Source organism: Chitinophagales bacterium, from assembly GCA_013816805.1.
Taxonomy (GTDB): domain Bacteria; phylum Bacteroidota; class Bacteroidia; order Chitinophagales; family UBA10324; genus MGR-bin340.
Genome location: JACDDS010000006.1, coordinates 62,157 through 88,702 on the forward strand (window position 1 = coordinate 62,157; position 26,546 = coordinate 88,702).

25 protein-coding genes are annotated in these 26,546 nt (G+C 38.0%); 14 read left to right on the forward strand and 11 right to left on the reverse strand.

The genetic code is table 11. From position 1 onward, the window contains the following. The first annotated feature begins 53 nt into the window (after nt 1-53). Nucleotides 54-3,857 carry a DNA-directed RNA polymerase subunit beta gene (gene rpoB, locus H0W62_06470; GenBank protein MBA3648182.1) on the forward strand — a complete coding sequence of 1,268 codons (3,804 nt, stop codon included), beginning with the start codon at nt 54-56 and terminating at the stop codon, nt 3,855-3,857. 95 nt (nt 3,858-3,952) lie between these two features. Then, complete coding sequence (locus H0W62_06475) at nt 3,953-4,273, forward strand: DUF3467 domain-containing protein (GenBank protein ID MBA3648183.1); 321 nt, start codon at nt 3,953-3,955, stop codon at nt 4,271-4,273. A gap of 21 nt (nt 4,274-4,294) precedes the next feature. Here the strand turns inward: H0W62_06475 and H0W62_06480 are convergent, their stop codons facing one another. The 4 genes from H0W62_06480 to lpxD form a co-directional block, all read right to left on the reverse strand. Further along, on the reverse strand, nt 4,295-4,912 hold the full coding sequence (locus tag H0W62_06480; GenBank protein ID MBA3648184.1) for an ABC transporter ATP-binding protein: 618 nt from the start codon (nt 4,910-4,912) through the stop codon (nt 4,295-4,297). Next, the gene (lpxA, locus tag H0W62_06485; protein MBA3648185.1) at nt 4,896-5,696 is read right to left on the reverse strand and encodes an acyl-ACP--UDP-N-acetylglucosamine O-acyltransferase; all 801 of its coding nucleotides are present in this window, start codon (nt 5,694-5,696) and stop codon (nt 4,896-4,898) included. Before lpxA ends, H0W62_06480 begins: the two co-directional genes overlap by 17 nt. Nucleotides 5,697-5,757: 61 nt before the next feature. Next, nucleotides 5,758-7,158, reverse strand: a complete 1,401-nt coding sequence (locus tag H0W62_06490; protein MBA3648186.1) for a bifunctional UDP-3-O-[3-hydroxymyristoyl] N-acetylglucosamine deacetylase/3-hydroxyacyl-ACP dehydratase — start codon at nt 7,156-7,158, stop codon at nt 5,758-5,760. 163 nt (nt 7,159-7,321) lie between these two features. After that, nucleotides 7,322-8,383 (reverse strand): UDP-3-O-(3-hydroxymyristoyl)glucosamine N-acyltransferase, encoded by a 1,062-nt coding sequence (gene lpxD, locus H0W62_06495; protein ID MBA3648187.1) that lies wholly within the window; start codon nt 8,381-8,383, stop codon nt 7,322-7,324. A gap of 209 nt (nt 8,384-8,592) precedes the next feature. On the opposite strand from lpxD, the gene H0W62_06500 reads away from it, so the two are divergent. Beyond that, entirely contained in the window at nt 8,593-8,883 is a 291-nt protein-coding gene (locus tag H0W62_06500) for a hypothetical protein (protein MBA3648188.1), read from the forward strand. Between the two features lie 211 nt (nt 8,884-9,094). Beyond that, nucleotides 9,095-9,310: a hypothetical protein gene (locus tag H0W62_06505; GenBank protein ID MBA3648189.1), complete on the forward strand. Its 216-nt coding sequence runs from the start codon at nt 9,095-9,097 to the stop codon at nt 9,308-9,310. Between the two features lie 104 nt (nt 9,311-9,414). Here H0W62_06505 and H0W62_06510 read toward each other — a convergent pair whose 3' ends face one another. Beyond that, entirely contained in the window at nt 9,415-10,566 is a 1,152-nt protein-coding gene (locus H0W62_06510) for an HD domain-containing protein (GenBank protein MBA3648190.1), read from the reverse strand. A gap of 410 nt (nt 10,567-10,976) precedes the next feature. On the opposite strand from H0W62_06510, the gene H0W62_06515 reads away from it, so the two are divergent. Both H0W62_06515 and H0W62_06520 read left to right on the forward strand, forming a co-directional pair. Next, a complete protein-coding gene (locus H0W62_06515) occupies nt 10,977-12,533 on the forward strand; it encodes a bifunctional response regulator/alkaline phosphatase family protein (protein MBA3648191.1) in 1,557 nt (518 codons plus the stop codon). 151 nt (nt 12,534-12,684) lie between these two features. Then, nucleotides 12,685-14,019 carry a PhoH family protein gene (locus tag H0W62_06520; protein ID MBA3648192.1) on the forward strand — a complete coding sequence of 445 codons (1,335 nt, stop codon included), beginning with the start codon at nt 12,685-12,687 and terminating at the stop codon, nt 14,017-14,019. A gap of 97 nt (nt 14,020-14,116) precedes the next feature. On the opposite strand, the gene H0W62_06525 is transcribed toward H0W62_06520, so the two are convergent. Continuing rightward, nucleotides 14,117-15,313 (reverse strand): DUF937 domain-containing protein, encoded by a 1,197-nt coding sequence (locus H0W62_06525; protein ID MBA3648193.1) that lies wholly within the window; start codon nt 15,311-15,313, stop codon nt 14,117-14,119. A gap of 434 nt (nt 15,314-15,747) precedes the next feature. On the opposite strand from H0W62_06525, the gene dnaG reads away from it, so the two are divergent. After that, nucleotides 15,748-17,664: a DNA primase gene (dnaG, locus tag H0W62_06530; protein MBA3648194.1), complete on the forward strand. Its 1,917-nt coding sequence runs from the start codon at nt 15,748-15,750 to the stop codon at nt 17,662-17,664. Nucleotides 17,665-17,673: 9 nt separating this feature from the next. Here the strand turns inward: dnaG and H0W62_06535 are convergent, their stop codons facing one another. Beyond that, the gene (locus H0W62_06535; protein MBA3648195.1) at nt 17,674-18,327 is read right to left on the reverse strand and encodes a 4'-phosphopantetheinyl transferase superfamily protein; all 654 of its coding nucleotides are present in this window, start codon (nt 18,325-18,327) and stop codon (nt 17,674-17,676) included. Between the two features lie 42 nt (nt 18,328-18,369). On the opposite strand from H0W62_06535, the gene H0W62_06540 reads away from it, so the two are divergent. Further along, the gene (locus tag H0W62_06540; GenBank protein MBA3648196.1) at nt 18,370-19,275 is read left to right on the forward strand and encodes a WD40 repeat domain-containing protein; all 906 of its coding nucleotides are present in this window, start codon (nt 18,370-18,372) and stop codon (nt 19,273-19,275) included. 51 nt (nt 19,276-19,326) lie between these two features. Next, nucleotides 19,327-19,863: a dCTP deaminase gene (locus tag H0W62_06545; GenBank protein ID MBA3648197.1), complete on the forward strand. Its 537-nt coding sequence runs from the start codon at nt 19,327-19,329 to the stop codon at nt 19,861-19,863. A 15-nt stretch (nt 19,864-19,878) separates the two neighbouring features. Here the strand turns inward: H0W62_06545 and H0W62_06550 are convergent, their stop codons facing one another. Both H0W62_06550 and ubiE read right to left on the reverse strand, forming a co-directional pair. After that, entirely contained in the window at nt 19,879-20,616 is a 738-nt protein-coding gene (locus tag H0W62_06550; GenBank protein ID MBA3648198.1) for a PorT family protein, read from the reverse strand. After that, nucleotides 20,562-21,293, reverse strand: a complete 732-nt coding sequence (gene ubiE, locus H0W62_06555) for a bifunctional demethylmenaquinone methyltransferase/2-methoxy-6-polyprenyl-1,4-benzoquinol methylase UbiE (protein MBA3648199.1) — start codon at nt 21,291-21,293, stop codon at nt 20,562-20,564. Before ubiE ends, H0W62_06550 begins: the two co-directional genes overlap by 55 nt. 95 nt (nt 21,294-21,388) lie before the next feature. On the opposite strand from ubiE, the gene H0W62_06560 reads away from it, so the two are divergent. Then, nucleotides 21,389-21,988, forward strand: a complete 600-nt coding sequence (locus H0W62_06560; GenBank protein MBA3648200.1) for a YihA family ribosome biogenesis GTP-binding protein — start codon at nt 21,389-21,391, stop codon at nt 21,986-21,988. 33 nt (nt 21,989-22,021) lie between these two features. Here the strand turns inward: H0W62_06560 and H0W62_06565 are convergent, their stop codons facing one another. Continuing rightward, a complete protein-coding gene (locus H0W62_06565; protein MBA3648201.1) occupies nt 22,022-22,492 on the reverse strand; it encodes a hypothetical protein in 471 nt (156 codons plus the stop codon). A 129-nt stretch (nt 22,493-22,621) separates the two neighbouring features. Between H0W62_06565 and fabD (H0W62_06570) the strand changes: the two genes are divergently transcribed. From fabD (H0W62_06570) to H0W62_06585, 4 genes are all read left to right on the forward strand, one after another. Then, entirely contained in the window at nt 22,622-23,497 is an 876-nt protein-coding gene (gene fabD / locus H0W62_06570) for an ACP S-malonyltransferase (protein MBA3648202.1), read from the forward strand. 125 nt (nt 23,498-23,622) lie between these two features. Continuing rightward, nucleotides 23,623-24,507: an ACP S-malonyltransferase gene (gene fabD / locus H0W62_06575; GenBank protein MBA3648203.1), complete on the forward strand. Its 885-nt coding sequence runs from the start codon at nt 23,623-23,625 to the stop codon at nt 24,505-24,507. Between the two features lie 63 nt (nt 24,508-24,570). Continuing rightward, nucleotides 24,571-25,122 (forward strand): hypothetical protein, encoded by a 552-nt coding sequence (locus H0W62_06580; GenBank protein ID MBA3648204.1) that lies wholly within the window; start codon nt 24,571-24,573, stop codon nt 25,120-25,122. Nucleotides 25,123-25,141: 19 nt separating this feature from the next. Beyond that, a complete protein-coding gene (locus H0W62_06585; protein ID MBA3648205.1) occupies nt 25,142-25,660 on the forward strand; it encodes an acyl-CoA thioesterase in 519 nt (172 codons plus the stop codon). A gap of 43 nt (nt 25,661-25,703) precedes the next feature. On the opposite strand, the gene H0W62_06590 is transcribed toward H0W62_06585, so the two are convergent. Next, entirely contained in the window at nt 25,704-26,498 is a 795-nt protein-coding gene (locus H0W62_06590) for a class I SAM-dependent methyltransferase (GenBank protein ID MBA3648206.1), read from the reverse strand. Between the last annotated feature and the right edge of the window lie 48 nt (nt 26,499-26,546).

Consider the following 26,546-nt stretch of genomic DNA (forward strand, 5'->3'; position numbering starts at 1 on the left):
GCTATTCTTTAAGTAGCACTCAACTCCTTTTTTAACAAGGCTCAAATTAACAAATGGCATCAAAAACCAGCGAAAGAGTAAATTTTAGCAAAACACCCATCAAGCTTGAATACCCGGATCTTCTTGGGATTCAACTTCAATCTTTTAAAGATTTTTTTCAACTTGAAACCACCCCGGAAAACAGAAAAAACGAAGGACTTTATCGTGTATTCACTGAAAATTTTCCCATCAGTGATGCTCGGAATATTTTTGTTTTGGAATTTCTGGATTACTTTGTAGATCCTCCCCGATATACGATCGAGGAGTGTATTGAGCGTGGTTTGACGCATAGCGTTCCCTTAAAGGCTAAGTTGCGCTTATCCTGTAACGATCCTGAGCATATTGATTTTCAAACAATAGTGCAGGATGTATTCCTTGGAAATATTCCTTATATGACGCCAAAAGGCACCTTTTTAATAAATGGTGCTGAACGGGTGGTCGTTTCTCAATTGCACAGAAGCCCGGGAGTATTTTTCGGGCAATCGCTGCATCCGAACGGAACAAAAATTTATTCGGCTCGTGTAATCCCTTTTAAGGGTGCGTGGATGGAGTTTGCGACTGACATCAATAATGTGATGTACGCTTATATTGACCGTAAGAAAAAATTTCCGGTTACTACCCTGCTTCGCGCCATTGGATGGGATACAGATAAAGATATTCTGGAACTATTCGAATTATCAGACGAAATTCCTGCTACCAGAGACTCTTTGAAAAAAGCAGTTGGCAGAAAGCTTGCTGCCCGTGTTTTAAGGAGCTGGAATGAGGATTTTGTGGATGAAGATACCGGAGAAGTGGTAACTATTACAAGGAACGAAGTGGTACTGGAACGGGATACCTTGTTAACAGAAAAAAACCTTGAAGAAATTCTGGAGACGGGTGTCGATACGGTTATTCTTCAAAAAGATTCAGTAGCCGCCGATTATTCTATTATCTATAATACCCTTCAAAAAGATACATCTAACTCGGAGCTTGAGGCCGTTCAATATATCTACAGGCAATTAAGGGGCGCAGATGCTCCGGATGATGAAACGGCACGTGGAATTATTGAAAAATTGTTCTTTTCTGATAAGCGCTATGATCTTGGCGAAGTAGGGCGCTATAAGATAAATCAAAAATTAAAGCAGGATTATGAGCTGGATAAGAAAGTTCTTACCAAAGAAGATATTATCCGCATTGTAAAATATCTTGTTCAGTTAGTGAATGAAAAGGCTGAAGTAGATGATATTGATCACCTCAGTAATCGTCGTGTTAGAACGGTAGGTGAGCAATTATATGCACAATTCGGAGTAGGCCTAGCCCGTATGGCGCGTACCATTAGAGAGCGAATGAATGTTAGGGATAATGAAGTATTTACTCCTATTGATTTAATTAACGCCCGCACCCTTTCATCAGTAATTAATTCTTTTTTTGGCACTTCCCAGTTATCTCAGTTCCTCGATCAAACAAATCCATTAGCTGAGATTACACACAAGAGGAGAATTTCTGCTCTTGGCCCCGGAGGTTTATCCAGGGAACGCGCTGGGTTTGAAGTGCGTGATGTCCACTATTCACATTATGGTCGCTTGTGTACTATTGAAACTCCTGAAGGTCCTAACATTGGTCTTATTTCAACACTTTGTGTACATGCAAAGATCAATCCCATGGGTTTCATTGAAACACCCTATCTGAAGGTTACAGAAGGAAAGGTGGAGATGAAGAAAAAAGCCATTTATCTTTCTGCTGATGAAGAGGATGACCGGATTATTGCCCAGGCTAATGTTCCCATTAATGAAAAAGGAGAGTTCACTATAGATCGTATCAAAAGCCGGTGGCATGGAGATTTTCCAATCGTAGAGCCTGATAAGGTTCAGTTTATGGATGTTGCTCCAAACCAAATTGTAGGAGTTTCAGCCTCTCTGATTCCATTTTTGGAACATGACGATGCAAACCGTGCCCTTATGGGATCGAATATGCAACGTCAGTCGGTGCCACTTTTAAAACCCCAGTCTCCAATTGTAGGCACCGGATTAGAAGCAAAGTCGGCAGTAGATTCCAGAATGCTTTTGAATGCTGAAGGAAATGGAGTAGTCTTTTATGTAGACGCAGATGAAATAGTGGTAGATTATGAACGCAGCGAGGAAGATGAATTAATAAGCTTCGAAAGCAACCGTGTAGTATACAAGCTTACTAAATTTAAGAAGACAAATCAAAGTACCTGTATCAACCTTAAACCCATTGTGAAAAAGGGTGATAAGGTAAAGCCGGGTCAAATTCTTTGTGAAGGATATGGTACTGAAAATGGAGAGCTCGCCTTAGGCCAAAACCTTAGGGTTGCATTTATGCCTTGGAAGGGATATAATTTTGAAGATGCCATAGTGCTAAGCGAAAGAATTGTTCGTGAAGATATTTTCACTTCTATTCATATTGAAGAATATGAGCTGGAGGTGCGTGATACAAAACTTGGTGAAGAAGAATTAACCCCTGATATACCTAATGTGAGTGAAGAAGCCACACGCAATCTGGATGACTTCGGAATTATACGTGTGGGGGCACATGTGCAGGAAGGCGATATCCTCATTGGTAAAATAACTCCAAAAGGAGAAAGCGATCCTACACCCGAAGAAAAGTTACTGCGCGCCATTTTTGGTGACAAGGCAGGAGATGTAAAGGATGCATCTCTTAAAGCACCTCCTTCCACTGAAGGTGTTATTATCGATAAGAAACTATTTTCCCGCGCTAAAAAGGATAAAACTTCAAAAGTAAAGGAGAAGGTTTCATTGGAGAAGCTCGAGAAGGAACATACAAAAGAGACTTCTGAAATCAAAGAAGTGCTCCTTGAAAAACTAATGAAGCTTTTAAAAGATAAAACCTCCAAAGGCGTCATTAATGTTTATAAAGAAATAGTAATTGCAAAGGGTACCAAGTTTTCAGCTAAAATGTTAAACGACATTAAGTATGCTGAAGTGGATCCCGGAAATTGGACAAATGATGAACATACGAATGAGTTAATTAAAGTTCTTCTTCATAACTTTACCATTAAACACAATGAAGAAGTAGGGCGTTATAAGCGTGAGAAATTTAATATCAGTATTGGTGATGAATTGCCATCCGGTGTTTTAAAGCTTGCAAAAGTATATCTCGCCAAAAAGAGAAAGCTGAAAGTTGGAGACAAGCTTGCCGGACGCCACGGAAATAAGGGGATTGTAGCAAAAATTGTCAGGGATGAAGACATGCCTTTCCTTTTGGATGGCACACCTGTAGACATCGTTCTTAATCCTCTGGGTGTACCATCACGTATGAACCTGGGTCAGATTTATGAAACGGTTTTGGGATGGGCTGGTATGAAACTGGGATTAAAATTTTCGACACCTATTTTCGACGGAGCTACCATTGAAGAAATTGAAGCTTATATTAAGAAGGCTGAACTTCCTGCACTTGGCAAAACTTATCTGTATGATGGTGAAACAGGCGATCGCTTTCATCAACCGGCAACAGTTGGTGTTATATATATGCTGAAGCTTTCGCACATGGTGGATGATAAGATGCATGCACGTTCTATAGGACCGTATTCTCTTATCACGCAACAGCCGCTTGGAGGTAAGGCACAGTTTGGTGGCCAGCGCTTTGGTGAAATGGAAGTTTGGGCACTTGAAGCTTACGGTGCATCCAATATTTTACAGGAATTGCTGACCATAAAATCAGATGACATTATAGGAAGGGCAAAAGCTTATGAGGCAATAGTGAAAGGAGAGAACCTGCCCAAGCCCAATGTGCCTGAATCATTTAATGTACTGGTGCATGAACTGAGAGGATTGGCGCTTGATTTAAAGTTTGATTAACATCAATTCTGGTGTGAAATCACACAAAAGCTTAAAACAAAAGCCACCTCATACGGGGTGGCTTTACATTTACTTTTATAGGTTAAATTAAAACCATGGAACCTAAAGATAAACCGCAACCACAGAACCAGATTAATATTGAATTGACCGATGATATAGCAGATGGAACCTATTCCAATCTCGCCATCATTACGCACTCTAACCAGGAGTTTGTTCTTGATTTTATTAAAGTAATGCCAGGTGTTCCAAAAGCAAAAGTGAAATCGCGAATTATTCTTACCCCACAGCATGCAAAGCGTTTTTTAAAGGCATTGGCTGATAATATCCATAAGTTTGAACAGATGTATGGGGAAATACAGGAAGTGGAGGATATTAAAATACCGATGAGCTTTGGAGGTCCTACTGCTCAGGCATAGGATATTTTGCTTTATTGACTGTTAAGATTTGTAATTCATTACATCTAAATGTTTGGAGCAAAAAGTATATTCTCTGCTGATGTTTGAGCAAATAATAATTAAACGGTTTTCCATATAATTTTTCATCAAATCAAGGTACCATTCAACTCCGGCTTGATCAAGGTTTGTGGTAGGTTCATCAAGCAATACAACCGGAACATCTGCCAAAACAGCCAAAGCAAGTTTCAGTCGCTGTTTCATTCCGGATGAAAAGTTTCTAATCGGTTTTTCCTGGTTTTTTAAATCTGCTATCCTGATAAATTCCGGTGCAGTTAAATGGTTTTTAAATTTTTTGAAATTTTGCTGGAAGTCAATCATTTCGTTAAGGGTTAATTCTTCTACCAATTCCAGGTAAGGTGTTGAAATGCTTAAATGCTTGAATATATTTTCAGGAAGAATTTTTTTTTCACCACTAAAAAAATCTATCGTTCCTGAGGAGGGGCTTAAAGAATAGGAAATTAATTGAAGTAAAGTGGATTTGCCGCTTCCGTTAGGACCTAGGATGGCATAGGCATTTCCTGATTCAAAAGTATAATTGATGTTTTTCAGGATCCATTCAAAATTGAATCGCTTACCAGCGTTATTAATTTTGATCGTCATCGCGGCCATTCGAATATCCTTTCATAATGCCTCGCTCAGATGTACGAATAAATTTCAGTATGGCATCGCGTTCCGGAGAAGATTCCATCTCTGATTCAACCAGGGTAAGTGCAATGGACGTATTGTGGTGCTCCACAAAAATAATTTTATAGATATCGTGAATACGGTTGATGGTATCTTCATCAAAGCCGCGGCGGCGTAACCCAATAGCATTTATCCCAGCGTAGGATAATGGTTTCCTCGCAGCTTTCACGAATGGCGGAACATCCTTACCCACAAGCGAACCTCCCGAAATAAAGGAATGTTGACCAATTTTTACAAACTGATGAACAGCTGAGACACCACCCAAAACTGCCCAATCTTCTATAATAATGTGACCTGCCAGTGCAGCATTATTTGCAATTACGCAATTATTACCGATGTAACAGTCGTGAGCCACATGAGCATATGCCATCAGGAGGCAATTACTGCCTACCGCAGTTTTCCCACTGGCCATGGTACCTTTATTTACCGTTACACATTCACGGATAGTAGTGTTGTCTCCTATTTCTGCGAATGTGATCTCTCCCTTATATTTAAGGTCTTGCGGTTCGGCGGAAATAACTGCGCAGGGATAAATTTTACAATTTTTACCGATTCGGGCGCCATTCATAATAGTTACATTAGGGCCAATCCAGGTGCCATCACCTATTTCAACATCTTCGTAAACCGTGACGAATGGACTGAAAATAACATTTTTGCCAATTTTGGCTTTAGGATCAATGCTGGAAAGATTCAGTGACATATCGTCTTTAAGAGGCGCGCTTTAGTTAATAGTTTTTCAAAAAAATTGCAAATGTCAAAGTTTAACCTTGTTCTTTTCGCATGATTTTAGCCATAAGATCTGCTTCTGTTACCGCCTTATTGCCTACGTATACAGTGCCATGCATTTCGCATAAACCTCTGCGTATGGGGCTCAGTAATTCTAATTTTAAAATCATAGTGTCGCCTGGGACTACCTTATTCTTAAAGCGTGCTTTATCTATTTTTAAAAAATAGGTATCCCAGTTTTCGGGGTCATCCACTGTATTAAGCACCAATATCCCCCCGGTTTGAGCCATTGCTTCTATCTGCAAAACCCCCGGCATCACAGGGTTTCCAGGAAAATGACCCTGAAAAAAGCTTTCATTGAATGTTACATTTTTAATTCCTACTACATGCCGGTCGCTTAGTTCTATAATTTTATCTACCAGCAGGAACGGATATTTATGAGGCAATGACCGCTCAATTTTCCGCGTATCGTAAATAGGCGGTTGATTGGGATCATATATAGGGATGTCTTTCATGGCTTTTGACTCCTTAATGGCATTCTTAATTTTTTTTGCGAAAGCAATGTTTGTTGAATGTCCTGGTTTTGAAGCAATAATTTTTGCATGTATCGGTGTTCCAATAAGCGCCAGATCACCTATCACATCAAGTAGCTTATGGCGTGCAGGTTCATTAGTATAGCGAAGCGCTACATTATTTAAATAACCTTCTTCGACCTCAATGTCATTTCTGTTGAATAGTGTGGCAAGTTTTTTAAGTTTTTCTTCCGCTACCACATGATCCACAATAACAAGTGCATTATTGAGTGATCCTCCACGAATAAGATTGTGCTCTACCAGGTCTTCTATTTCATGAAGGAAACAAAATGTCCGGGCTTCTGCTATTTCATTTTGAAATTTACTAATATGGTCGACCTCTGCATGCTGCGGCCCCAGAACAGATGAATTATAATCAATCATAACGGTAAGCTGGTAATCATCTGAGGGAATGGCCACCATTTCAGCATTCTTCTGCTCATCCCTAAAGACTATATTTTTAGTCAGCTTGAAATATTCTTTTTTGAAGTCAGTTTGTTCCTGGACGCCTGCATCTAATATGGCATCTACAAACATACGGGAGCTGCCGTCCATAATCGGGACTTCTGATCCGTCTAACTCAATGAATACATTATCAATTTCAGTACCTACAAGGGCAGCTAATAAATGCTCTACCGTGTTTACCTTGGCACCGTTATGCGCTATAGTGGTACCCCGCGATACATCTACCACGTTATCTACATCTGCCTTTATGCTGGGCATACCTTCCAAATCAACTCTTCTGAAAATATAACCATTGTTGCCAGGGGCTGGTTTAATGGTCATATTCACACTTTCGCCTGTGTGAATACCAACCCCTGAAAGGGTAAATGAATTTCTTAAAGTTTGCTGATAGGCAGCCATTATGTATTGGTTAATTTATTAATATCAAATAGATTTTTATCCTTGTCTCACATACACAATTGTTAAGCATGCATTTTTTTGGCTAAAGTATCCATAAGAGGTGAGGAAATGGAAATTTCAATAGTTCCGGATAAAATGTGACTATAAAAAATACTGTTGATATCTAAAGATCATTAATAAGCATTGACCTTTTTTCTTTTAAAGCCTCTATTTTTTTCTCTACTTCATTAAGACGTTTTGCCATATCAGGTAAGTTTCGGAATAAAGCCTGAGCACGCAGGGAACTGGTGTAATCAAAGGCCGGCGAACCTGTTACTGCCTTATTTTTCTCCTTAATTGTTTTGGAAACCCCGCTTTGAGCATTAATTCTTGCTCCATCTTCTATTTGAATGTGGCCCACAATTCCTGCCTGCCCCCCAATCATGCAATGTTTTCCAATCTTAGTGCTGCCTGAAATTCCGGTTTGCGCGGCAATTGCCGTATGTTCTCCCACTTCAACATTATGGGCAATCTGCACCAGGTTATCAATTTTAACTCCGGAACGAATAATGGTAGAGCCCATGGTAGCTCTGTCCACAGTTGTGTTAGCTCCAATTTCAACATTATCTTCTACCACAACATTGCCAAGTTGAGGGACTTTAATAAAAGTTCCATCGGGCTGAGGAACAAAACCAAAACCATCGCTGCCGATTACCGCGCCGGCGTGGATAATACAATCGCTTCCAATTAGTGAATTCTTATATATTTTAACTCCCGGAAATAGGATAGTACCCTGTGAAATATGGGATTCTTCACCTATATAAGTTTGGGGAAAGACCTTTACATTCTTTTCAATTTTTACATTTTCCCCGATATAGCTGAAAGCCCCGATATAAACATTTTCACCTATAGAGGCAGAGGGATGAATAAAAACCGGATGTTCAATTCCGTTTAAACCTTTGTAGGGTGAATTGAAATTTTCAAGTACTCTTGTAAAGGCAAGAGATGGATTATCCACCCGTATTAATGCAGGAACTATTTCACCGTCAAGAGCTGCATCTGAATGCACAATCAATGCCGACGCATGAGTAGTGTAAGCAAATGATGCATATTTAAGATTGGCTATAAAGCTAATGGCACCTTCTCCTGCTTCCTCAATTTTTGCAGGATGTGTAATAACGTTATTGCCATTGCCTTCTAGTTTGCCATTGAGTAAAGAACACCATTCAAAGGCCGTCATTTGCATGGAGCAAAAATAACCTTTTTTAAAGAGCAGTTTTAAGAATTTCCCAAAGAATGTCTCAATGATGGAAAATTATTTGCAGTTTTATAAAGTTATTTATCATAATTAATTCTCTCTCATTATAAATTTTTTATGGTAAAAGCCTTGCTTTTTATCGGATGCGTAGTTTGCTTTTTACCAGCATACATTCCGCTAATGCACAATGCAGTCTTATGCCCATTATTTTTCCCAGAAGTCCTGTGCTTTGCCCGAATACCAACGATTCTCTCAAAACTCAACCTTATAATACTTATCAATGGTATCGCAACAATAGAGCAATTCCCGGAGCTACAAACCAATTTTATATAGTCAATCATGAAATGGATGTAGGCAGTAAATTGAGAGTTGCTGTAATTGATAACGGCTGTACAAGAGTATCCAGAAATGAGCTTTGTGGACGGTTTCGCATTTGTTTCACCCTATGTAATTGTCCGGCGGTTTGGGAGCTTATGATCCATTCCTGATGCCCGCGTTTTACAGCCGGGTGATACACTTATCTTAACTTATTCCTTTCCTGAAAATGTCCAGTGGTACAACAATGGAATTCCAATTCCCGGAGCAAACAACCAAACTTATTATGTAACGAGTACGGCAATATGATGTTTGCGGTGCACCGGTGGAATGTCCTGATTATAGTTTGTATCTTGGACTTACCGTTAATGTAATTTTAAAATAATGATTTACAAGTCAATAATCTACCGTTTAATTTTTCATTGTCTTCAGGAAAAAGAAGCCAATCTAAGGAACAGTACAAATATCATTACCAATGCATCATATGATGTGTCGGGTGACTTGTTTTCTATAACATCCAGTGTAGACATTTCAGGTTGCCTGGTGAGGAATGTATTAGGTCAAACTGTTTTAGTGATAAGTGGTGGTAATGAGTTCTGAAAATTCCAGTAGCAACATTGAATAATGGCTTGTATTACATTACCATTTTGGCGAAGGATGGCAAAGAACCAGGCAAATCTCTTATATAGAAATTAATAGGGCGGTTATAAAGCAATGGCAATATCCGGATTGTTCTTAAGTTCCTTAGGATAACATAAAAAATATTTAATCACCGGCTGTTCGAGTGCAAGAATATTCGGCAGATCAGAAGCAGTTGTAATATCCTTTATTGAACCATCATTGTATAAGATATTGATTGCACCTGAATCCGGGCTGTATGCATGGTTGCTGGTACTTTCACTAAAAACTAAATAATCCAGCTCATCTTCTTTAAGGTTTGAAACGTGTTTAAGTTGTTTTTTAAGAATCAAAATTTCCTCTTCATTTATTGATTTATCCCGTAATTCAACCCTGAATAATTTTCGGGACAGCAAGTTGCCAGACAACCAGCTTAAGATTTTATCATCATCATATCTCCACATTTTCATACTGCTGATAATGTCACTGTCATCAAGGTCACCAAAAGGTAATAGTATTTGTTCCGGTGTTTCAGACTTAAACCTTTTCTCAAGAAAATAATTTAATGTACCTGTCGCACTTAGTTTTCTAATTGCTGAAATTTCCTTTGCACGCTGGATTACTTTAATAAGCATTTGCTCAGCAGCTAATACGGTTTTATGAAGGTATACTTGCCAATACATTAGTCGCCGCGAAATAAGAAATTTTTCTATTGAGTAAATCCCTTTTGATTCTACGAGCAATTCATTATCCCGGACTGTAAGCATTTTTATAATTCTGTCATAACCAATAATTCCTTCTGCAACTCCGCTGAAAAAACTATCACGGTTCAGGTAATCCAGACGGTCCATATCCAATTGACTTGAGACCAATTGATGTAAATATTTTTTTTTATAGTTCCCTTTAAAAATTTCTATTGCCAGTGAGAGCTGCTGATCAAATTCGCGATTAAGCAGTTGCATGATTTCAACTGTAAGGATCTCATGAGAAATACCTTCAACTAGTATTCTTTCAAGGGTATGGGAAAAAGGCCCATGGCCTGCATCATGTAAAAGAATAGCAACGGTTACCGCTTCGGCTTCTTCAGCAGAAACTACTACTCCTTTATACCGAAGGATCTCCAGGGTTTGATTCATAAGGTGCATAGAACCCAATGCATGTTGCAAACGGGAATGCTGTGCGCCCGGATATACAAGATATGTTAACCCTAATTGTTTAATGCGGCTCAGCCTTTGCATTAAAGGATGTTCTATCAGGTCGTATATCAGATCGGAGGGAATTGTAATAAATCCGTATACCGGATCATTAATGATTTTTCGCTTATTCAAAAGCAGAAATTTTAGTAAAATAAAAGTAAAATGATTATTGTGATCGGTATAAAAAACCTGCAGACAATTCCAGCACCTTCATTTGGTGCAACCATACAATTTCATAAAACAGGATAATAATTTGAATTGGAAACGGACCATATTGAATGCATAGGCTCGGCAATATTTAAATTTGAAAACCGTTGCATTAATTAAAATTAACAAAGGGAATTTTGGTTTAATGTATTATTTTTCTATTTGCCTTCATTATTAAAGTAAATTAAGGAACAACTGCTACTCTTTACTTGTTTTATTAATTCTAATTAGTAAATTTTTACAATATGGCTAATGAACCTACCATCTTATGGGTGGACGATGAAATTGAATTGCTCAAACCGCAAATTCTTTTTTTAAGAGAAAAGGGTTATCATATCATTGAAGCAAGCAATGGCATAGATGCTATAGAAAAATGCAAAGAAGAAGTTTTGGATATTGTTTTTCTGGACGAGCAAATGCCGGGAATGAGCGGAATTGAAACGTTAACAGATATAAAGTCTGTGCAACCGAATATTCCTATAGTGATGATCACCAAGAGTGAAGAGGAGAATTTAATGGAGGAAGCCATAGGTTCGCAGATCAGCGATTATCTTATAAAGCCGGTTAAGCCGCAACAAGTGCTTCTTACATTAAAGAAGCTGCTCGACAACAGGCGATTGATCAGTGAGAAAACAACTTCTGCGTACCAGCAGCAGTTCCAGCAGATCTTCTCACGTATAAGTATGGGATTAAATTATGAGGAGTGGGCAGAAATATACCGCAAGCTAATATATTGGGAACTGGAGCTTGACCGGTCAAAAATTGCTGAAATGCGCGATGTTTTGGTAATGCAAAAATCAGAAGCGAATACTGAGTTTTGTAAGTTCATTGCTAAAAATTATAAATCATGGTTAAGTAAAACAGATGGAGATGCGCCCACGCTTTCTCATAACCTGATGCGCCATAAGGTATTTCCGTACCTGGAACCAGGTATTCCTACATTCTTAATACTCATCGATAACCTGAGGTTTGATCAGTGGAAAACTATTCAACCTTCTATCTCGGAATCTTTTAGGATCACGGATGAAGACTATTACTACAGCATTTTGCCCACTTCCACTCACTACAGCCGGAATGCCATTTTCTCCGGACTCATGCCACTTGATATTGAGAAGCGTTTTCCTAATTTCTGGTTAAATGATGAAGAGGAAGGAGGTAAGAACATGCATGAACAGGATTTTCTTTCAGACCAGATTTCACGGCTCAAGAAAAACCTGAAACTATCGTATACCAAGATCACTAATTTTAATGATGGTAAGAATTTGGTCGATGGCATCTACAACATGCTTAACAATGATTTAAATGTCATCGTGTATAATTTCGTTGACATGCTTTCTCATGCACGTACCGAGATGGACGTACTTAAAGAGTTGGCAAGTGATGAAACTTCTTACCGCTCTATTACTCAATCATGGTTTGATCATTCGCCACTGCACGATGCTTTAATGAGGATTGCCGAAAAAAATGTAAACCTTGTCATCACCACCGATCATGGAACCATTAGAGTAAAAGAACCAGCCAAAGTTATAGGTGACCGGGATACTACGACCAATCTTCGTTATAAGCATGGAAAAAATTTGAATTATAATCCGAAAGATGTTCTGGAAGTTCGCAATCCGCATGAATTTCTTTTACCTAAACCTCATGTAAGCTCTTCTTATATTTTTGCGAAAGAGGATAAGTTCTTTGTTTATCCGAATAATTACAACTATCACGTAAACCTGTATCGCAACACCTTTCAGCATGGCGGCATTTCTCTGGAGGAAATGATAGTGCCGGTGATCCGGTTAACGAAAAAATAAATGCCCTTTTTCGTTTAGATATTTTTAGTTTTCCAATATCAATTTATTCCTTTTAAATAGCTCCTTTAGTATACACTTTTGGTGTTGATTACTTTTGGCGTTTTACGATTGCTGCTGCACTTCGTCTTTCTAATTTTAGAAAATTTTTATAATGACTGATGCCGACCGTAAGATTTTTGTGCTGGATACCTCTGTAATTCTTTATGACCATACTGCCATTAAAAACTTTAAGGAACATGATGTAGTTGTTCCGATCACTGTTTTGGAGGAACTTGATAATTTCAAGAAGGGTAACGATGAAAAAAATTTTTCTGCCCGTGAATTTATAAGATATATAGATAAGATAAGCGGTACCAACTCTCTTCAAAACTGGGTATCAATTAACGGTAATGGTCATGGACTTTTTAAGATTGCATTGAGCCAGGCAAATGGAATGGATGCTGAAAAAATTTTTGGAGATCCCAAGGCAGATCATAAAATACTTAATTCTGCTCTGTACATTCAAAGGCAATATCCGGCTAGGAAAGTAGTATTGGTCACCAAAGACATAAACCTGCGCATAAAAGCTAAGTCACTTAATCTTATTGCAGAAGACTATGAAACCGGTAAAATCGGAAATGCTGAAAAGCTTTATACAGGAAAAACTACCAGTGAAAAAATTTCTTCTAATGCTGTTACTGAGCTCTTTGAAAACGGGTTTTGTAATCCTGAGCTGATATTCAAAAAAACATCTCCGGTTGCTAACCATTACTATATTTTTAAAAATATAAAAACGCATGCTGTCCTGGCTATTTATAATCCGGTAAAAGGCTTGCTGGAGCGTGTGGAGAAAAGATCCGCATCCGCTATTCATCCAAAAAATGCAGAACAGGTTTTTGCCCTGGATGCTGTTTTAAATCCGCGTATTAAACTGGTAACCCTGCAAGGAGTAGCCGGTACCGGCAAAACACTATTGTCCCTGGCAGGAGCTTTAGAGCAGCGAAGAAATTTTCACCAAATATATTTAGCGCGTCCCATTGTCCCTTTGAGTAATAAAGACCTCGGTTACTTGCCCGGTGATATAAAGTCAAAGCTAAATCCTTATATGGAGCCTTTATGGGATAATTTGAAATTTATTAAGAATCAATTTAGCGAGAAGGATAAGGAATTCAGGCAGATCAATGAAATGGTGGAGAAGGAAAAGCTGGTGGTTTGTCCCCTTGCTTATATCCGGGGTAGAAGCTTGTCAAATATTTTTTTCATTGTTGATGAAGCCCAAAACCTGACTCCTCATGAGGTAAAAACGATTATATCAAGGGCAGGTATTAATACCAAAATAGTTTTTACTGGAGATATCTACCAGATAGATACCCCTTACCTGGATTCACGGAGCAACGGCTTATCATATCTGATTGAGCGTATTAAAGGTAATCCGCTATATGCCCATGTAACTCTTGAAAAAGGAGAGCGGTCGGAACTGGCAAACCTCGCGAATGATTTTTTATAATGCCATTAAATAATCCTGGATACGTAAATGAAGGAAATACTGTAAATAAAAAAGGTTGAGATGAACTCAACCTTTCCTAGTATACAATTTATAAAAGTTACTTTGCAACTAACTGCACTGAAATTCTACGGTCTGTTTTGCGTTCTTCGTCACTTGCAGTTGCAGGCATTTTAGCAAATTGAGAACCATAGCCTTCTGCACCAGTTACCTGAGAAGCCACACTTCCATCGGCTTTCAGAGCAGATGCCACTGTTTGTGCCCGGTCTTCACTCAATTTCTGATTTACTGCTGCGTCACCTGTATTATCAGTATAGCCACCTATTTTAATTTTAACTTTCGGATATGCTTTTAAAATCATATCTATATTATTAAGCTGGCTTTTACTTTCGGATGTTAAACTGGCACTTCCCATTTCGAAATTAATATTATCAAAATCAAACCACTTATCTTTTCCTGCTTTACAGGCGTCATCATTTAGACAAGCAACTAATTGATCCTCTATTCCCCCCTTATAAGCATCTAATTCGGTACCATCAGCCAATTTTACCTTCATCGTTTCACGTTCGGTAGTAACCGGCGCTGCTTTTATCATGGTGGTAGTAGTATCAATTGTTGTAACAGGCGTATTATCCTTATTTTTTAAACCCTGGCTAAGAAAGTAAAGCAATAAGGCCAGTGCAGCAAGGCCAATCAGAATAGGTACTGTTCTGTTAGGTTTTGCCTTATTTACAGGAGCAGAGGTTGTGTTAGTATAAGTTTCTGTATTGCGATTACTATTTAACCCTAGCAGAGCAGGAATGGAAAAACCAGCGGGCATTGCAGCAGCAACTTTCTCTTTATGTTCAGTGAGTAACGAAGATAAACTGCCTGATGATAGGTTATTGGTCGTGGCATGTCTTCCTAATAAACCTATTACTATCGGAGCCAGCATACTCAATAAGGAGCTCGCAGAAGAGGATTTGATTCCGGAATGCCTGCCAACAGCATCTGTGATTGCACTGTGGCCTCCACCAAAAATGGAGCCTAGCAAAGAAGTTGAGCCGGAACCGGGACTGTTAAATAAACCGGCAGGATTGGTATACTCAGGATTTTTACCTGCCTGCATTACTTCATTTAGAAGTGAAGAGCCTTCACCTCTTTCTACTTTATGTATTAAACCGGCAATAATAGCGGGAACGGCAACACCCATCGCTTTAGTAACTGCAGTATTGCTCTCTCCCAAATGAGATGAGAGATTATCAATATGATTAGGTGTAATCATATTCATAACAGAATCCAGGATATTAAATGACATGTTTTGTAAAGTTTTTAGTTATAAAAATGTTATTATTAATGAAGTCACGCTTTTCAATTAACATGCCATCTTTGAATTATCAATTGCTATTTTTTTGCATATTATAAATTTTATAATGCTGAAAGTACCTTTAATTTTTTTCTGAATACCTCGCTTTACCTCAAACACTCTGTATACATAATATATTAAGAACACCGTAAGGCAATTGCAAGCTTGTCGAGATAGGGAGAAGGCATGAAAGTTTTCCAGGTAAAATAAAATATCTGCTTCTAAGCTGCTTATAAACCGTATCGGAAAGCGTGCAATAAAATCAGGATAGTGCAAATTTTTTCGCAAGTTAGACCGGATTGAGTTTATTTATCAATATCCAAGTTTTAGAAAACTACTCCTGATTACCTAACAAAATCCTATTTTCGGTTCTCTTTAGATAAGTCATGATTTCAACCCGTAGTAAAGAAGAAATTTTATCGGTATCACATGTCGAGGAAGTTATTGGTGAATATGTGAATTTAAAAAAACGGGGAGCGAACTACGTCGGACTTTGTCCCTTTCATACCGAGCGTACTCCTTCTTTTCATGTATCTCCTTCAAAAGGAATTTATAAGTGTTTTGGTTGCGGTAAGGCCGGAGACTCGGTCAAATTTATAATGGAACATGAAAAAGTTACCTATCCGGAAGCACTTCGTTTTCTCGCACAGAAATACAATATAGAAATTGAAGAAACCGGCAACACGCAGCAGGTACAAAATGAAAAACTGGTAAAGGAATCTCTATTAATTGTCACTCAATTTGCACAGCTGTATTACCATGATCAATTATTAAAATCCCAGGAGGGGAAAACGATAGGTTTAGCATACTTTAAAGAAAGAGGTGTAACTGAAGAGATGATTAAAAAGTTCTCGCTTGGCTATGCTTTAAAAGATCCTGAAGCATTTACTCATACAGCAATAAAAAATGGGTATCAGTTAGACCTGTTGAAAAAAGCCGGATTAGTTGTACAGCGTGGAACATCTGATTCAGATTTTTTTCATCACCGGATAATTTTTTCATTGCATAATTTATCGGGTAAGGCTATAGCCTTTGCAGGGCGGATAATGGCAAAGGCCGACCGTGCTCCAAAATATATCAATTCGCCTGAATCAGAGCTTTACCATAAAAGCCACTTTGTATATGGAATTTTTCAGGCCCGAAATGCAATCAGGCAAAATGATGAATGTTTTCTGGCTGAAGGATACATGGATGTAATTGCGGCCCATATGGCTGGCATTGAAAATATAGTAGCCTCTTCAGGAACTTCCCTAACTCAGGAGCAAATCAAATTGATACGGAGATTTACCAACAACATTACGCTGCTGTACGATGGTGATGCGGCAGGAATTAAAGCTGCTTTAAGAGGATTGGAGATTATGGCAGCTGAAGATGTAAATGTCCGGGTAGTATTGCTGCCGGATGGTGAAGATCCCGACTCATTTCTTCATAAACATGGAAGCACCGCAATGCGGGAATTTATTAGAAATAACAAAAAGCATTTTATTCAATTTAAAGTCGAATTGCTTTTAAGCGAGGCAGGTAATGATCCCTTGAAGCGTGCGGAGGTTATAAAGGACGTTGTTAACACCTTAGCCGTTATTCCTGATGTTGTAAAACGGTCAGTATTAATTAAAGAATGCAGCCAGATGCTTTCTATTGACGAACAAGTTCTAGTCATTGAAACAAACAAAATTAAGAGGCAGCAGCTTAAAAAGGAGTCTGTCTCTGCTGCAGGAGAAGTTAGCTCGGAATATGATAAAATTGACAAACGGCCGGAATCTTTGGAGATAACTTCTGTCAGCGGCGATAATTACCAGGAGCGGGATATTTTAAGAATACTTCTTGAATTTGGAACTAAAAAAATGAATGATGACACTAGTGTAGCTGAATATATTTTATCAGAGGTTAAAGAAATCCCAATAAGTAATATTTTATATCAGCTTATTATGCATGAAATGGAAGATCAATTGCAGAAAGGAAATATCCCCGACCTTCAACTTTTTCTTCAGCACTCAGATGCCCGTCTGCAATCCTTAACAGTGGATATAATCACTTCACCTTATCAACTCAGTGAGAATTGGAATAAGATGCATGATATATTTGTGAAATTGCCACAGGAAAATTTTAGAAATGATGTGGTAAGTTCCCTCGATCGTTTTAAGCTGAAGCATGTAATTAAAATGATAGAGGAGAATTTAAAAGATATTAAGGCGGCAACAGGAAAAGCTGAGGAAGAGACACATTATCAAATGGTGCACAGGAGGCTCAATGAATGGAAAATGTCTCTGGGGAAAAAAATGGGCACCGTGGTAGTGAATTAAAGAAGGAAATCAGGTATTAATACTTTTATGGCAGACGTAAGCAAGCATGTAATTGTTAATCTTTTGATAAGATATTTTTACTTCTTTTATATAACCATCCTTTTCAATTTTGCCTGATATCACACCTGATTCCTGGTAAAAAAATGGAACAACTGAAAGGTGTTTACTAAAATCAAGCTGCCTTTTTCCATACAGCTTATACATGGCTTCTTTTGCGCTCCATATGGTATAAAGATGCTCAGCAGTGCGCCGTTTATCAATGCACAATTTTTCCTCTTCGTTTAAAAATTTATTTGCCACACGCTCAATTTTAGGAGTAATAATTTCTATGTCAATACCAACTTCCTGATCTTTGCTGACAATCAGAGCGGATAAATTCCGAGAATGAGAAATGGAAATGTTAAATGGAGAGTTAACAATCGCGGGTTTACCATTCAGATCGTTTTCCAGATGTATAAACTGATCCGTTTCCAGCATTGTCCTAATTAGAACTCTGCTTGAAAGCCATTGTAGTTTTCTACCTGGATTACGGATAGAATCCAGCATTAAATTTTCAGATTGGTTTAACAATAGTTGAGAGCTAAACCAATCTAATGGTTCATCGATATGCCAGATACCTAATAGGGTATTGTCAGCAACCCGTTGCTTTTGAATTAAAGGCATTAAAGCAAATCTAATTAAGCCGGGCGGAATTTATATTTGCATATGCTTGAGATTTTGCAGGAATATAAAGCGGCTGTCACTAATGGATCATTATATGCATTGGCTCATGGGGAAGATGACACTGTCTTTTTTTCTGCTGGCAGTGATGGAATTGTAATCAAATGGAAAGTGAGTGAAATGGATAAAGCGAAAGCGGTAGCAAAGGTGGCGGGCCAGATCTTCTCAATGCTTTTTCTTGAAGATAAAAATGTTTTAATAGTTGGTACTATGTCAGGAGGATTACATGTAATCGATATGGCTGGTAGAAATGAAACCCTCAATATTTATCATCATAAGCAATCCATTTTTGATATCCGGTATCATTCAATTTTAAAAAAAATCTTTATTGCTTCTAAAGATGGCACTCTTTCGGTTTGGTCTCCTGATAATTTTATCATGGAGCAGGCAATCAGTGTAAGCAGCATGGGTTTGCGAATGCTTGATTTTAATATAGAGAAAAATGAGATGGCTATTGGCTGCAGTGATAATCATATTCATATACTGGATTTAGAATCATTGGAACCAAAAATGACTTTAGAAGGTCCGGATAATTCTGTTTTTGCAGTGCAGTATTCACCGGATGGAAATACACTATTAGCAGGATCGCGGGACGCATGTATTTATGTATATGACTGTGCAACTAAAAAATTACATCAACGGATTATGGCTCACCTGTATACCATCAACCATATCCAATTTTTTGAAAGAGGGAAATATTTTGCAACTGCCTCGCGCGATAAAACCATTCGCTTATGGGATGCCTCGACTTTTGAATTGTTAAAATCCCTTGATAAAATCCACTATAATGGCCACGTAAATTCTGTAAACAGATTATTGTGGCTGCCCCAAAGTAAAAGATTAATTTCCGCCGGTGATGATCGTTCAGTAATTGTGTGGAAAATCAATTAGAATGTTCAGTAAAGACTAAAATTCTATTTTCACAAATTAATTTACAGAAGTATGATTCTTACGGATAATGCGATCCTTGAGGAAATGGATAAAGGAAACATTTTAATCGAACCTTTTACAGCAGATTGTCTCGGTTCCAATTCCTATGATGTACACCTGGGTAAACATATTGCTACCTATAAAGACCGCATTCTTGATGCGAAAAAGCACAACCAGATTGATACCATGATCATTTCATCTGATGGTTTCATCCTGTACCCGGATATGCTCTATCTCGGTGTAACTGAAGAATATACGGAAACGCACGCTCATGTTCCCTTTTTAGAAGGTAAATCGAGTGTCGGTCGTCTCGGGATTGATATCCATGCAACAGCCGGAAAAGGTGATGTGGGATATTGTAATACCTGGACGCTTGAGATCTCAGTAAAGCAACCCGTGAGAGTATATGCAGGAATGCCTATAGGGCAGCTCATTTATTTTATGATTGAAGGTGAAGTTAAAAATCCTTACAATAAAAAAAATAATGCAAAATATAGCAAGCGTACACTTAAACCGGTGGAATCGATGATGTGGAAAAATAAATGGTGATGTAAGCTATATTGCTTAACCTTCAAAATGGATGGTAAATATCAGGGTACGTGCTCTTAATCCATTAAGAACCCTGGCGGCATTAAGATTAGGATCCGGTTTTAAAATATTAAACAGTCCGTATGATCCTTTTATTTCAGGTGAAATAATAACCAGCGGCAAGTGAAACTCTATTCCTATTCCGTATTCAGCGGAAAGATTTCCGCGGTAAACTTTAACCAGGTTCTCTGCCTGTCTTGCGGCTGCATTTGACTGCATGTCTATTGAATAATTCATTCCGCCAAGCACATACATCCGCACATCTTTATAAGGTTTTGAACGGTATTTAATTTGCAGCGGAAATTCAAGATACACAGATTCAATTTTCTTTAAGCCAAGTGTATCAGCAGTGCTTAAGGTATACTGAAGAGCGCGATCAGTGAATGTTAAAGTGGGAATAAATCTAAGCTCAAAAGATTTAGAAAGATGGAGATCAGAAAGAATGCCTAAGCTTAATCCCGGGTCTGTATTGGGTTTCACTACCAAAATTTCATTTTGTGCAGTGAAAGCGGAATCCATGGTTACTTTGTAATTGGAAAAATCCAAACCCAATGATATACCAAAATGAAAATTACGGTTATTGTACCGCTCATCATGAAGGGTGATATTATACTGGGCATGTGCTAAATGAAAAGAAGAAAAAAAGAATAAACCGGCTATCAGTATTTTTTTCCGGTGTAAATGGAGCTGATGCCTAAAGTTAAAGGAATGCATTTCGTTTGGGTGAAACCGTTTTTTTCGAGAATATTTAAAAAATGCCTGCCGTCTGGAAATTCATTAACGGAGCGATAGAGATATTCGTATGCGCTTCTGTCTTTTGTAATCCATTTTCCTAAAGTTGGGCAAACCTTTTCAAAATAAATTTTAAAAACCTGCTTAAAAGGAAAATATTTTGGCTTTGAAAACTCCAGAATGCACACCAACCCCCCGGCTTTAAGCACCCTGAAAATTTCTTTAAGACCAGTATTCAGATTTTCAAAATTGCGAACACCAAAAGCAACTGTTACCGCATCAAAGCTATTATCTGCAAAAGGAAGCATTTCACAATCGGCCTGCAAAAGTGATATTACCCTTTCAAGCTTATGACTCTTAATCTTTTTTCTTCCCAAATCCAGCATCTCATTCGAAATATCTATACCAATGATTTCTTCAGGATTAATTTTTGAAAGATAAATAGCTACGTCGGCCGTACCGGTGGCTACGTCCAGAATTTTAGACGGGTTGATCTTTTTTATCTGCAACACCATCTTTTTTCTCCATAAAACATCAATATTAAAGGAGAGGAGCCGGTTCATAAGATCATATCGAAAGGCAATGCGGTCGAACATCATTTCAACCTGCTTTTTCTTCGGTAAATCCACTTCTGTATAGGGAACTATGGTCCTGTTCATGGCTTTGGTAAAAGTACATATTGCCTTTAGCGCACTGAAATCTTTATGTATTTTACAGGAAAGATCTTTTGAAGAATTTATTTCCATAATATTTTATGATTATCCGTACATCCAGATTTATTGGAAGCTTTACCAGGGTAGATGTGTGCCCTGAAGTCGATTTGCCTGAACTGGCATTCATAGGCCGCTCGAATGTAGGCAAGTCTTCTCTTATTAATATGCTTTGCAATCGCAGGAACCTGGTGAAAATATCTTCCTCGCCTGGTAAAACTAAATTGCTTAATTTTTTTATGATCAATGAACAGTTTCATTTCGTTGATCTCCCGGGATATGGCTTTGCCCGCGTTTCAAAAGAAGAACGTAAAAGCTGGATTCAAATGATTAAAGGTTATCTGACACTCAGACAAAATTTAAGCTGTGCCTTCCAGTTAATAGATTCACGGCTAGAGGTACAGAAAATTGACCTTGATTTTACCAATTTATTAGGTGAATGGCAGGTACCCTTTGCGCTTATATTTACAAAAGCAGATAAGCAGGGACCAATAAAAACAAAACAACATATAGAGTTATACCATAAAGCGATGAAAGAAACGTGGGAATTTCTTCCCGATACCTTTATTACATCTGCTGAAAAATTGACTGGTAAAGATGAAATGCTGAAGTATATTGAGAAAATAGCTTTAAAAGTTAGGTAGATGCAGTATTCCTTTTAAGGAAATCAGTAATAGTTACACTACTTTGTTTGCGCAGCTGGAGCTTGCGAAAGCTTCCGGTTTTGCTTTAAAGGCAAAGCCCATTCCCATAATATAACCCATTGCTTCTTTCAAGGCAGTATTTGAATGGAAGTGCGGATTCGTGTTGATATCTGCATGCACTTCCAGATCTACTTCATATGCATCAAGAAGATCACACAAGTCATATGCAATTTGAATTGATTTTGAAACTTCTTCCAGCATACGTTCCTTAATTGTAAATGAGATTGAAGTTTTTTCATTATTAATAAACATAAAGCCTCCTTTCTTTTCCCTTAAAAAAACAATTACGGTAGCAAATTCTGTAATTTTTCCGCGCACCTGGGAGTCCGTGCCGATACATACTTTTAGCTTATTACCCAAGCCTGTTTCATATTCAATTGTTTGCTGAACGGCTTTTTTAATAGGTATTTTAATTTTTTCTCCGCTAAATGTTCTCCAGTGCATTATTGTAATTTTTTTATAAAATTAAACCATCCACTGAATTGATCATTAATTAAAAACCGAATATCCCGTGCTTATTTTTTTATTTTTGTTGCACCACTAGCTTAAAATATTCTCGGAAAATATATTAAAATGAAGGCTTATTTATTTCCCGGACAGGGTTCTCAGTTTGCAGGGATGGGAAAAGATCTGTATAATTCAAATCAGGTTGCAAAACAATATTTTGAAATTGCTAATGAGATTCTTGGTTACCGCATTACCGACATCATGTTTAACGGGACGGAAGAAGAATTAAAGCAAACCAAGGTTACGCAGCCGGCGATATTTCTTTTCTCTATAGTAAAATTAAAAGTAGCAAATGAAAGTTTTCGCCCTGAAATGGTTGCAGGTCATTCGCTTGGTGAATTTTCCGCTTTGGTTGCCAACCAGGCATTGCTTTTTGAAGATGCACTTCATCTTGTATATAAAAGAGCAGTAGCTATGCAAAAAGCATGTGAGCTTAAGCCATCCACAATGGCCGCTATACTGGGATTGGATGACCATATAGTTGAGGAAATATGTGCATCTGTTAAATCGGTTGTAGTGCCTGCAAATTATAATTGTCCTGGTCAGTTGGTAATAAGCGGAACTATGGAAGGTATTGCTACTGCCTGTGAGATGCTCTTAAAAGCCGGGGCTAAACGAGCATTGCCCTTGCCGGTTGGAGGCGCATTTCATTCACCTTTAATGGAGCCTGCCCAAAAAGAGCTTAAGGATGCTTTACTCACTACCAGTTTTTTTCATCCCATTTGCCCCATATATCAAAATGTTACTGCTTTTCCGGTAACAGATCCTGAAGAAATAAGAAATAATCTGATAGCGCAATTAACCGCCCCTGTAAGATGGTCACAGTCAGTAAAGAAAATGATAGTTGACGGTGCAACTGAATTTATTGAAGCAGGACCGGGAAATGTTTTGCAAGCCCTGGTAAAGAAAATCGACAGGAATGTATCAGCATCTTCGCTATAATGAGATTTTTTTTAACAAAAGAAACAGTAACACATTACTAAATAAAATTTACATACAGTTTAGTAAAACAATTATTCATGGCAGAATGGCTATTGTGAACAGAATTATTTTATATTATTGAAAGCATGACTAAAGCATACTTATTTCCGGGACAGGGGTTTCAACATGTGGGTATGGGAAAAAATCTTTATGACCAGTTTTCACTGGCACGTGATTATTTTGAGCATGCTAATGAATTATTGGGATACCGTATTACAGATTATATGTTTTACGGTCCTGAAGAAAAATTATTGGAAACGCAGATAGCACAAAATGCTATCTATCTGTCTTCCCTGATTGGGGCTTTGAAGGAGGGCAAAGACTTTCAGCCCTTTATGGTTGCGGGGCATTCTTTGGGTGAAACAACTGCTTTAGTTGCTAATGGTTGTCTGAGTTTTGAAGATGGATTGTTATTAATGGATGAACGTTCACTGGAAATGGAAAAAGCGTTTAAGGCGGTCACTTCCTGTATGGTGGCTGTGTTAGGAGTTGAAGATGCTGTGGTGGAGCGAATTTGTGAAGAAACCGGTGAGCTTGTAAGCCCCGCAAATTATAATTGCCCGGGTCAATTGGTGATTGCGGGGACGAAGTTAGGTGTGGAATTAGCCTGTAAAGAATTGACCAAAGCGGGCGCAAGAAGGATCATAAAATTGCAGGTTGGTGGAGCAGTGCATTCACCGTTAATGCAGCCTGTAGTAAATTATCTTAAAAATAAATTACCCACATTAAAGTTTAGGGAGCCTAACTGCCCAATCTATCCAAATGTAACGGGAGTAGCAACCATAGACCTGAATGAAATTAAACAATACCTGACCTTACAGCAAATTAAATCGCTGCAATGGACTACTACCATCAGGAATATGTTGCTGGATGGTGCCAATGAATTCGTGGATTGCGGACCACCCCACGTGATAAGTGGCATGGTACGTCGCATCAGTAAAGAAATTCTTATCAACAGCGCTGGTGTATAATGTTTGATTTTAAATTTGATCTTGTCATTTAACCATTTCATCTTTCCCAAAATTTTAACAGCTATGTTTCATAAAAAATTAATCATTGCCGGTATTCTGTTTTTATTCGCCGGCGTAATTTTTTCTTCCTGTTCTCAACAGACGTTTTCCGCAAGAAAGTATCAGCATTTAGACTATGTTCGGTCAGGAACAAGCCCTTTGCAGACTGAACCTTCAGGAAATAACCAATCTAAAGAACTGGGACTCGCCATGAAATCGCTCTCAGCTTCGGCAACATACGAACCCTTGTCAGAAAAACAAATTGATAAAATCAGTAAAACGGCATCTCCTGATGCTTTGCCTTTTAACAGCAATCATAAAAAAAGCATCGGTGAAAAAAAATTGAAACAAGTGGAGTTATTTAAAAATCTTACAAAAAGTGAATTAAAAAAATTATCTCCCGCCACAGGTGGTCAATTAAAAGGACTCGATAGCAATCTTAAGCTGGCCATTATTTTTGGTGTTATAGGAGTAGTGTTAATTATTCTTGGTGTTGTTTCCGGGGCTTTTGCGATAATTGGTTCTATTTCACTTGTGGTAGGATTGATATTTCTTCTGTTGTATTTATTACAATAATATTTTGTGTGCTTACAGTATGAACAAAGACTTTACTCCCTCACAGACAGAAACAATCATGACGCAGGTAGTGCAGCCTAATGATGCCAATCCACTTGGTAATCTTCATGGAGGTATTTTATTATATTGGATGGACAATTGCTCCGCAATAAGTGCAGCAAGACTTAGTAAAGCCTTAGTAGTTACCGTTTCAGTAGATGGCGTTTCATTTAAAAACGCTATTGAGATGGGGAGTTTTGTAACGATCAAATCAAAGGTGACCCGTACTTTTCGAACGTCAATGGAAGTGTTTATTGAAGTATGGAGTGAAAATGTCCAGACTGATGTAAAAAGAAAATGCAATGAAGCATACTTTACCTTCGTAGCGCTTGATGAGCGGGGGCAGCCAATTCCTATTGCTGAAATCCATCCTGAAACAGATGATGAAAAAAGATTGTATGAAGGGGCACTCAGGCGTAGACAGGTGCGGTTAATCCTGGGTGGAAAAATGAAAGCCGGCGATGCGGCGGAGTTAAAGGCGTTTATAAATAAGGATTGATCTTAAATTTTTTTTTGCTGTTCTCAAAAGCTCATCTTTCGGATCATATTTTTATAATATAATGTTGCTTTGATAGAGCCTTTCTGAAAAAAACAATTCCGAAGTAATACAAGTCAATTGTTAAGGTTACCCGCTCATATGATTTGATAATTTCCCAGGCCTCATTCATCCCTTTAGACCAGTGGATATCATCAAAAATTAAAATGGAATTTTCGTGGAGGTAAGGCAGTGATTCGACGAAGTAATCTATTGTTAAGCTTTTACGATGGTCTCCATCAAAAAAAATCAAATCTACCAGGTTTAGTTTTTGCAAAGCACCTTTCAGGGTTTCATTAAATGCACCGCAAATCAATTCAATATTTTTCCGATTCAGTCTTGTAAAATTTTTCTGAGCAAATGCACATACTGCTTTATTCCCTTCCAAAGTAATTACATACGATTCTTTACCAGCGCCACTTAGATAGCAGGAAGTAAATCCAAAGGAGGTTCCAAGCTCCAGCATTTTCTTACAACCGTAGTGGTTAGCAATACGAAATAGTAGCTGCGCTTGTCGGGGTGGTTTGGCAGATGCCTTAATGATCTCTGCAATGCTTTTTGTGATGTTATTTGTATATGGTGTGTGGAATTCAGGAGGTTCAATGCTGATTTTTTGGCTGAAGGCAAGGAGCTCTTTTCTTAACCTTTCAATTTCGTTATAAACATAAAAATTCCGGTAATCATACAATACGTTCTTAACAAAATCGAAAACAAAAGGGGAGTGAATAGAATGAATACTTTTGGCATTGATTAAGTGTAAAGCATATTCTTTAAACTGAAAGCTTTTCTTTATAAGATTCAATTTGAAATAAATTAATGTCAGAAATTAAATCTCGTCATCAACATATAA

What these genes read in the sequence shown, in the direction of transcription:
- rpoB (MBA3648182.1), top strand. Translation starts at nt 54, where the DNA reads ATGGCATCAAAAACCAGCGAAAGAGTAAATTTTAGCAAAACACCCATC.
- H0W62_06475 (MBA3648183.1), top strand. Translation starts at nt 3,953, where the DNA reads ATGGAACCTAAAGATAAACCGCAACCACAGAACCAGATTAATATTGAA.
- H0W62_06480 (MBA3648184.1), bottom strand. Translation starts at nt 4,912, where the DNA reads ATGACGATCAAAATTAATAACGCTGGTAAGCGATTCAATTTTGAATGG.
- lpxA (MBA3648185.1), bottom strand. Translation starts at nt 5,696, where the DNA reads ATGTCACTGAATCTTTCCAGCATTGATCCTAAAGCCAAAATTGGCAAA.
- H0W62_06490 (MBA3648186.1), bottom strand. Translation starts at nt 7,158, where the DNA reads ATGGCTGCCTATCAGCAAACTTTAAGAAATTCATTTACCCTTTCAGGG.
- lpxD (MBA3648187.1), bottom strand. Translation starts at nt 8,383, where the DNA reads ATGCAAATGACGGCCTTTGAATGGTGTTCTTTACTCAATGGCAAACTA.
- H0W62_06500 (MBA3648188.1), top strand. Translation starts at nt 8,593, where the DNA reads ATGCCCATTATTTTTCCCAGAAGTCCTGTGCTTTGCCCGAATACCAAC.
- H0W62_06505 (MBA3648189.1), top strand. Translation starts at nt 9,095, where the DNA reads ATGATTTACAAGTCAATAATCTACCGTTTAATTTTTCATTGTCTTCAG.
- H0W62_06510 (MBA3648190.1), bottom strand. Translation starts at nt 10,566, where the DNA reads ATGCAAAGGCTGAGCCGCATTAAACAATTAGGGTTAACATATCTTGTA.
- H0W62_06515 (MBA3648191.1), top strand. Translation starts at nt 10,977, where the DNA reads ATGGCTAATGAACCTACCATCTTATGGGTGGACGATGAAATTGAATTG.
- H0W62_06520 (MBA3648192.1), top strand. Translation starts at nt 12,685, where the DNA reads ATGACTGATGCCGACCGTAAGATTTTTGTGCTGGATACCTCTGTAATT.
- H0W62_06525 (MBA3648193.1), bottom strand. Translation starts at nt 15,313, where the DNA reads ATGTCATTTAATATCCTGGATTCTGTTATGAATATGATTACACCTAAT.
- dnaG (MBA3648194.1), top strand. Translation starts at nt 15,748, where the DNA reads ATGATTTCAACCCGTAGTAAAGAAGAAATTTTATCGGTATCACATGTC.
- H0W62_06535 (MBA3648195.1), bottom strand. Translation starts at nt 18,327, where the DNA reads ATGCCTTTAATTCAAAAGCAACGGGTTGCTGACAATACCCTATTAGGT.
- H0W62_06540 (MBA3648196.1), top strand. Translation starts at nt 18,370, where the DNA reads ATGCTTGAGATTTTGCAGGAATATAAAGCGGCTGTCACTAATGGATCA.
- H0W62_06545 (MBA3648197.1), top strand. Translation starts at nt 19,327, where the DNA reads ATGATTCTTACGGATAATGCGATCCTTGAGGAAATGGATAAAGGAAAC.
- H0W62_06550 (MBA3648198.1), bottom strand. Translation starts at nt 20,616, where the DNA reads ATGCATTCCTTTAACTTTAGGCATCAGCTCCATTTACACCGGAAAAAA.
- ubiE (MBA3648199.1), bottom strand. Translation starts at nt 21,293, where the DNA reads ATGAACAGGACCATAGTTCCCTATACAGAAGTGGATTTACCGAAGAAA.
- H0W62_06560 (MBA3648200.1), top strand. Translation starts at nt 21,389, where the DNA reads ATGATTATCCGTACATCCAGATTTATTGGAAGCTTTACCAGGGTAGAT.
- H0W62_06565 (MBA3648201.1), bottom strand. Translation starts at nt 22,492, where the DNA reads ATGCACTGGAGAACATTTAGCGGAGAAAAAATTAAAATACCTATTAAA.
- fabD (MBA3648202.1), top strand. Translation starts at nt 22,622, where the DNA reads ATGAAGGCTTATTTATTTCCCGGACAGGGTTCTCAGTTTGCAGGGATG.
- fabD (MBA3648203.1), top strand. Translation starts at nt 23,623, where the DNA reads ATGACTAAAGCATACTTATTTCCGGGACAGGGGTTTCAACATGTGGGT.
- H0W62_06580 (MBA3648204.1), top strand. Translation starts at nt 24,571, where the DNA reads ATGTTTCATAAAAAATTAATCATTGCCGGTATTCTGTTTTTATTCGCC.
- H0W62_06585 (MBA3648205.1), top strand. Translation starts at nt 25,142, where the DNA reads ATGAACAAAGACTTTACTCCCTCACAGACAGAAACAATCATGACGCAG.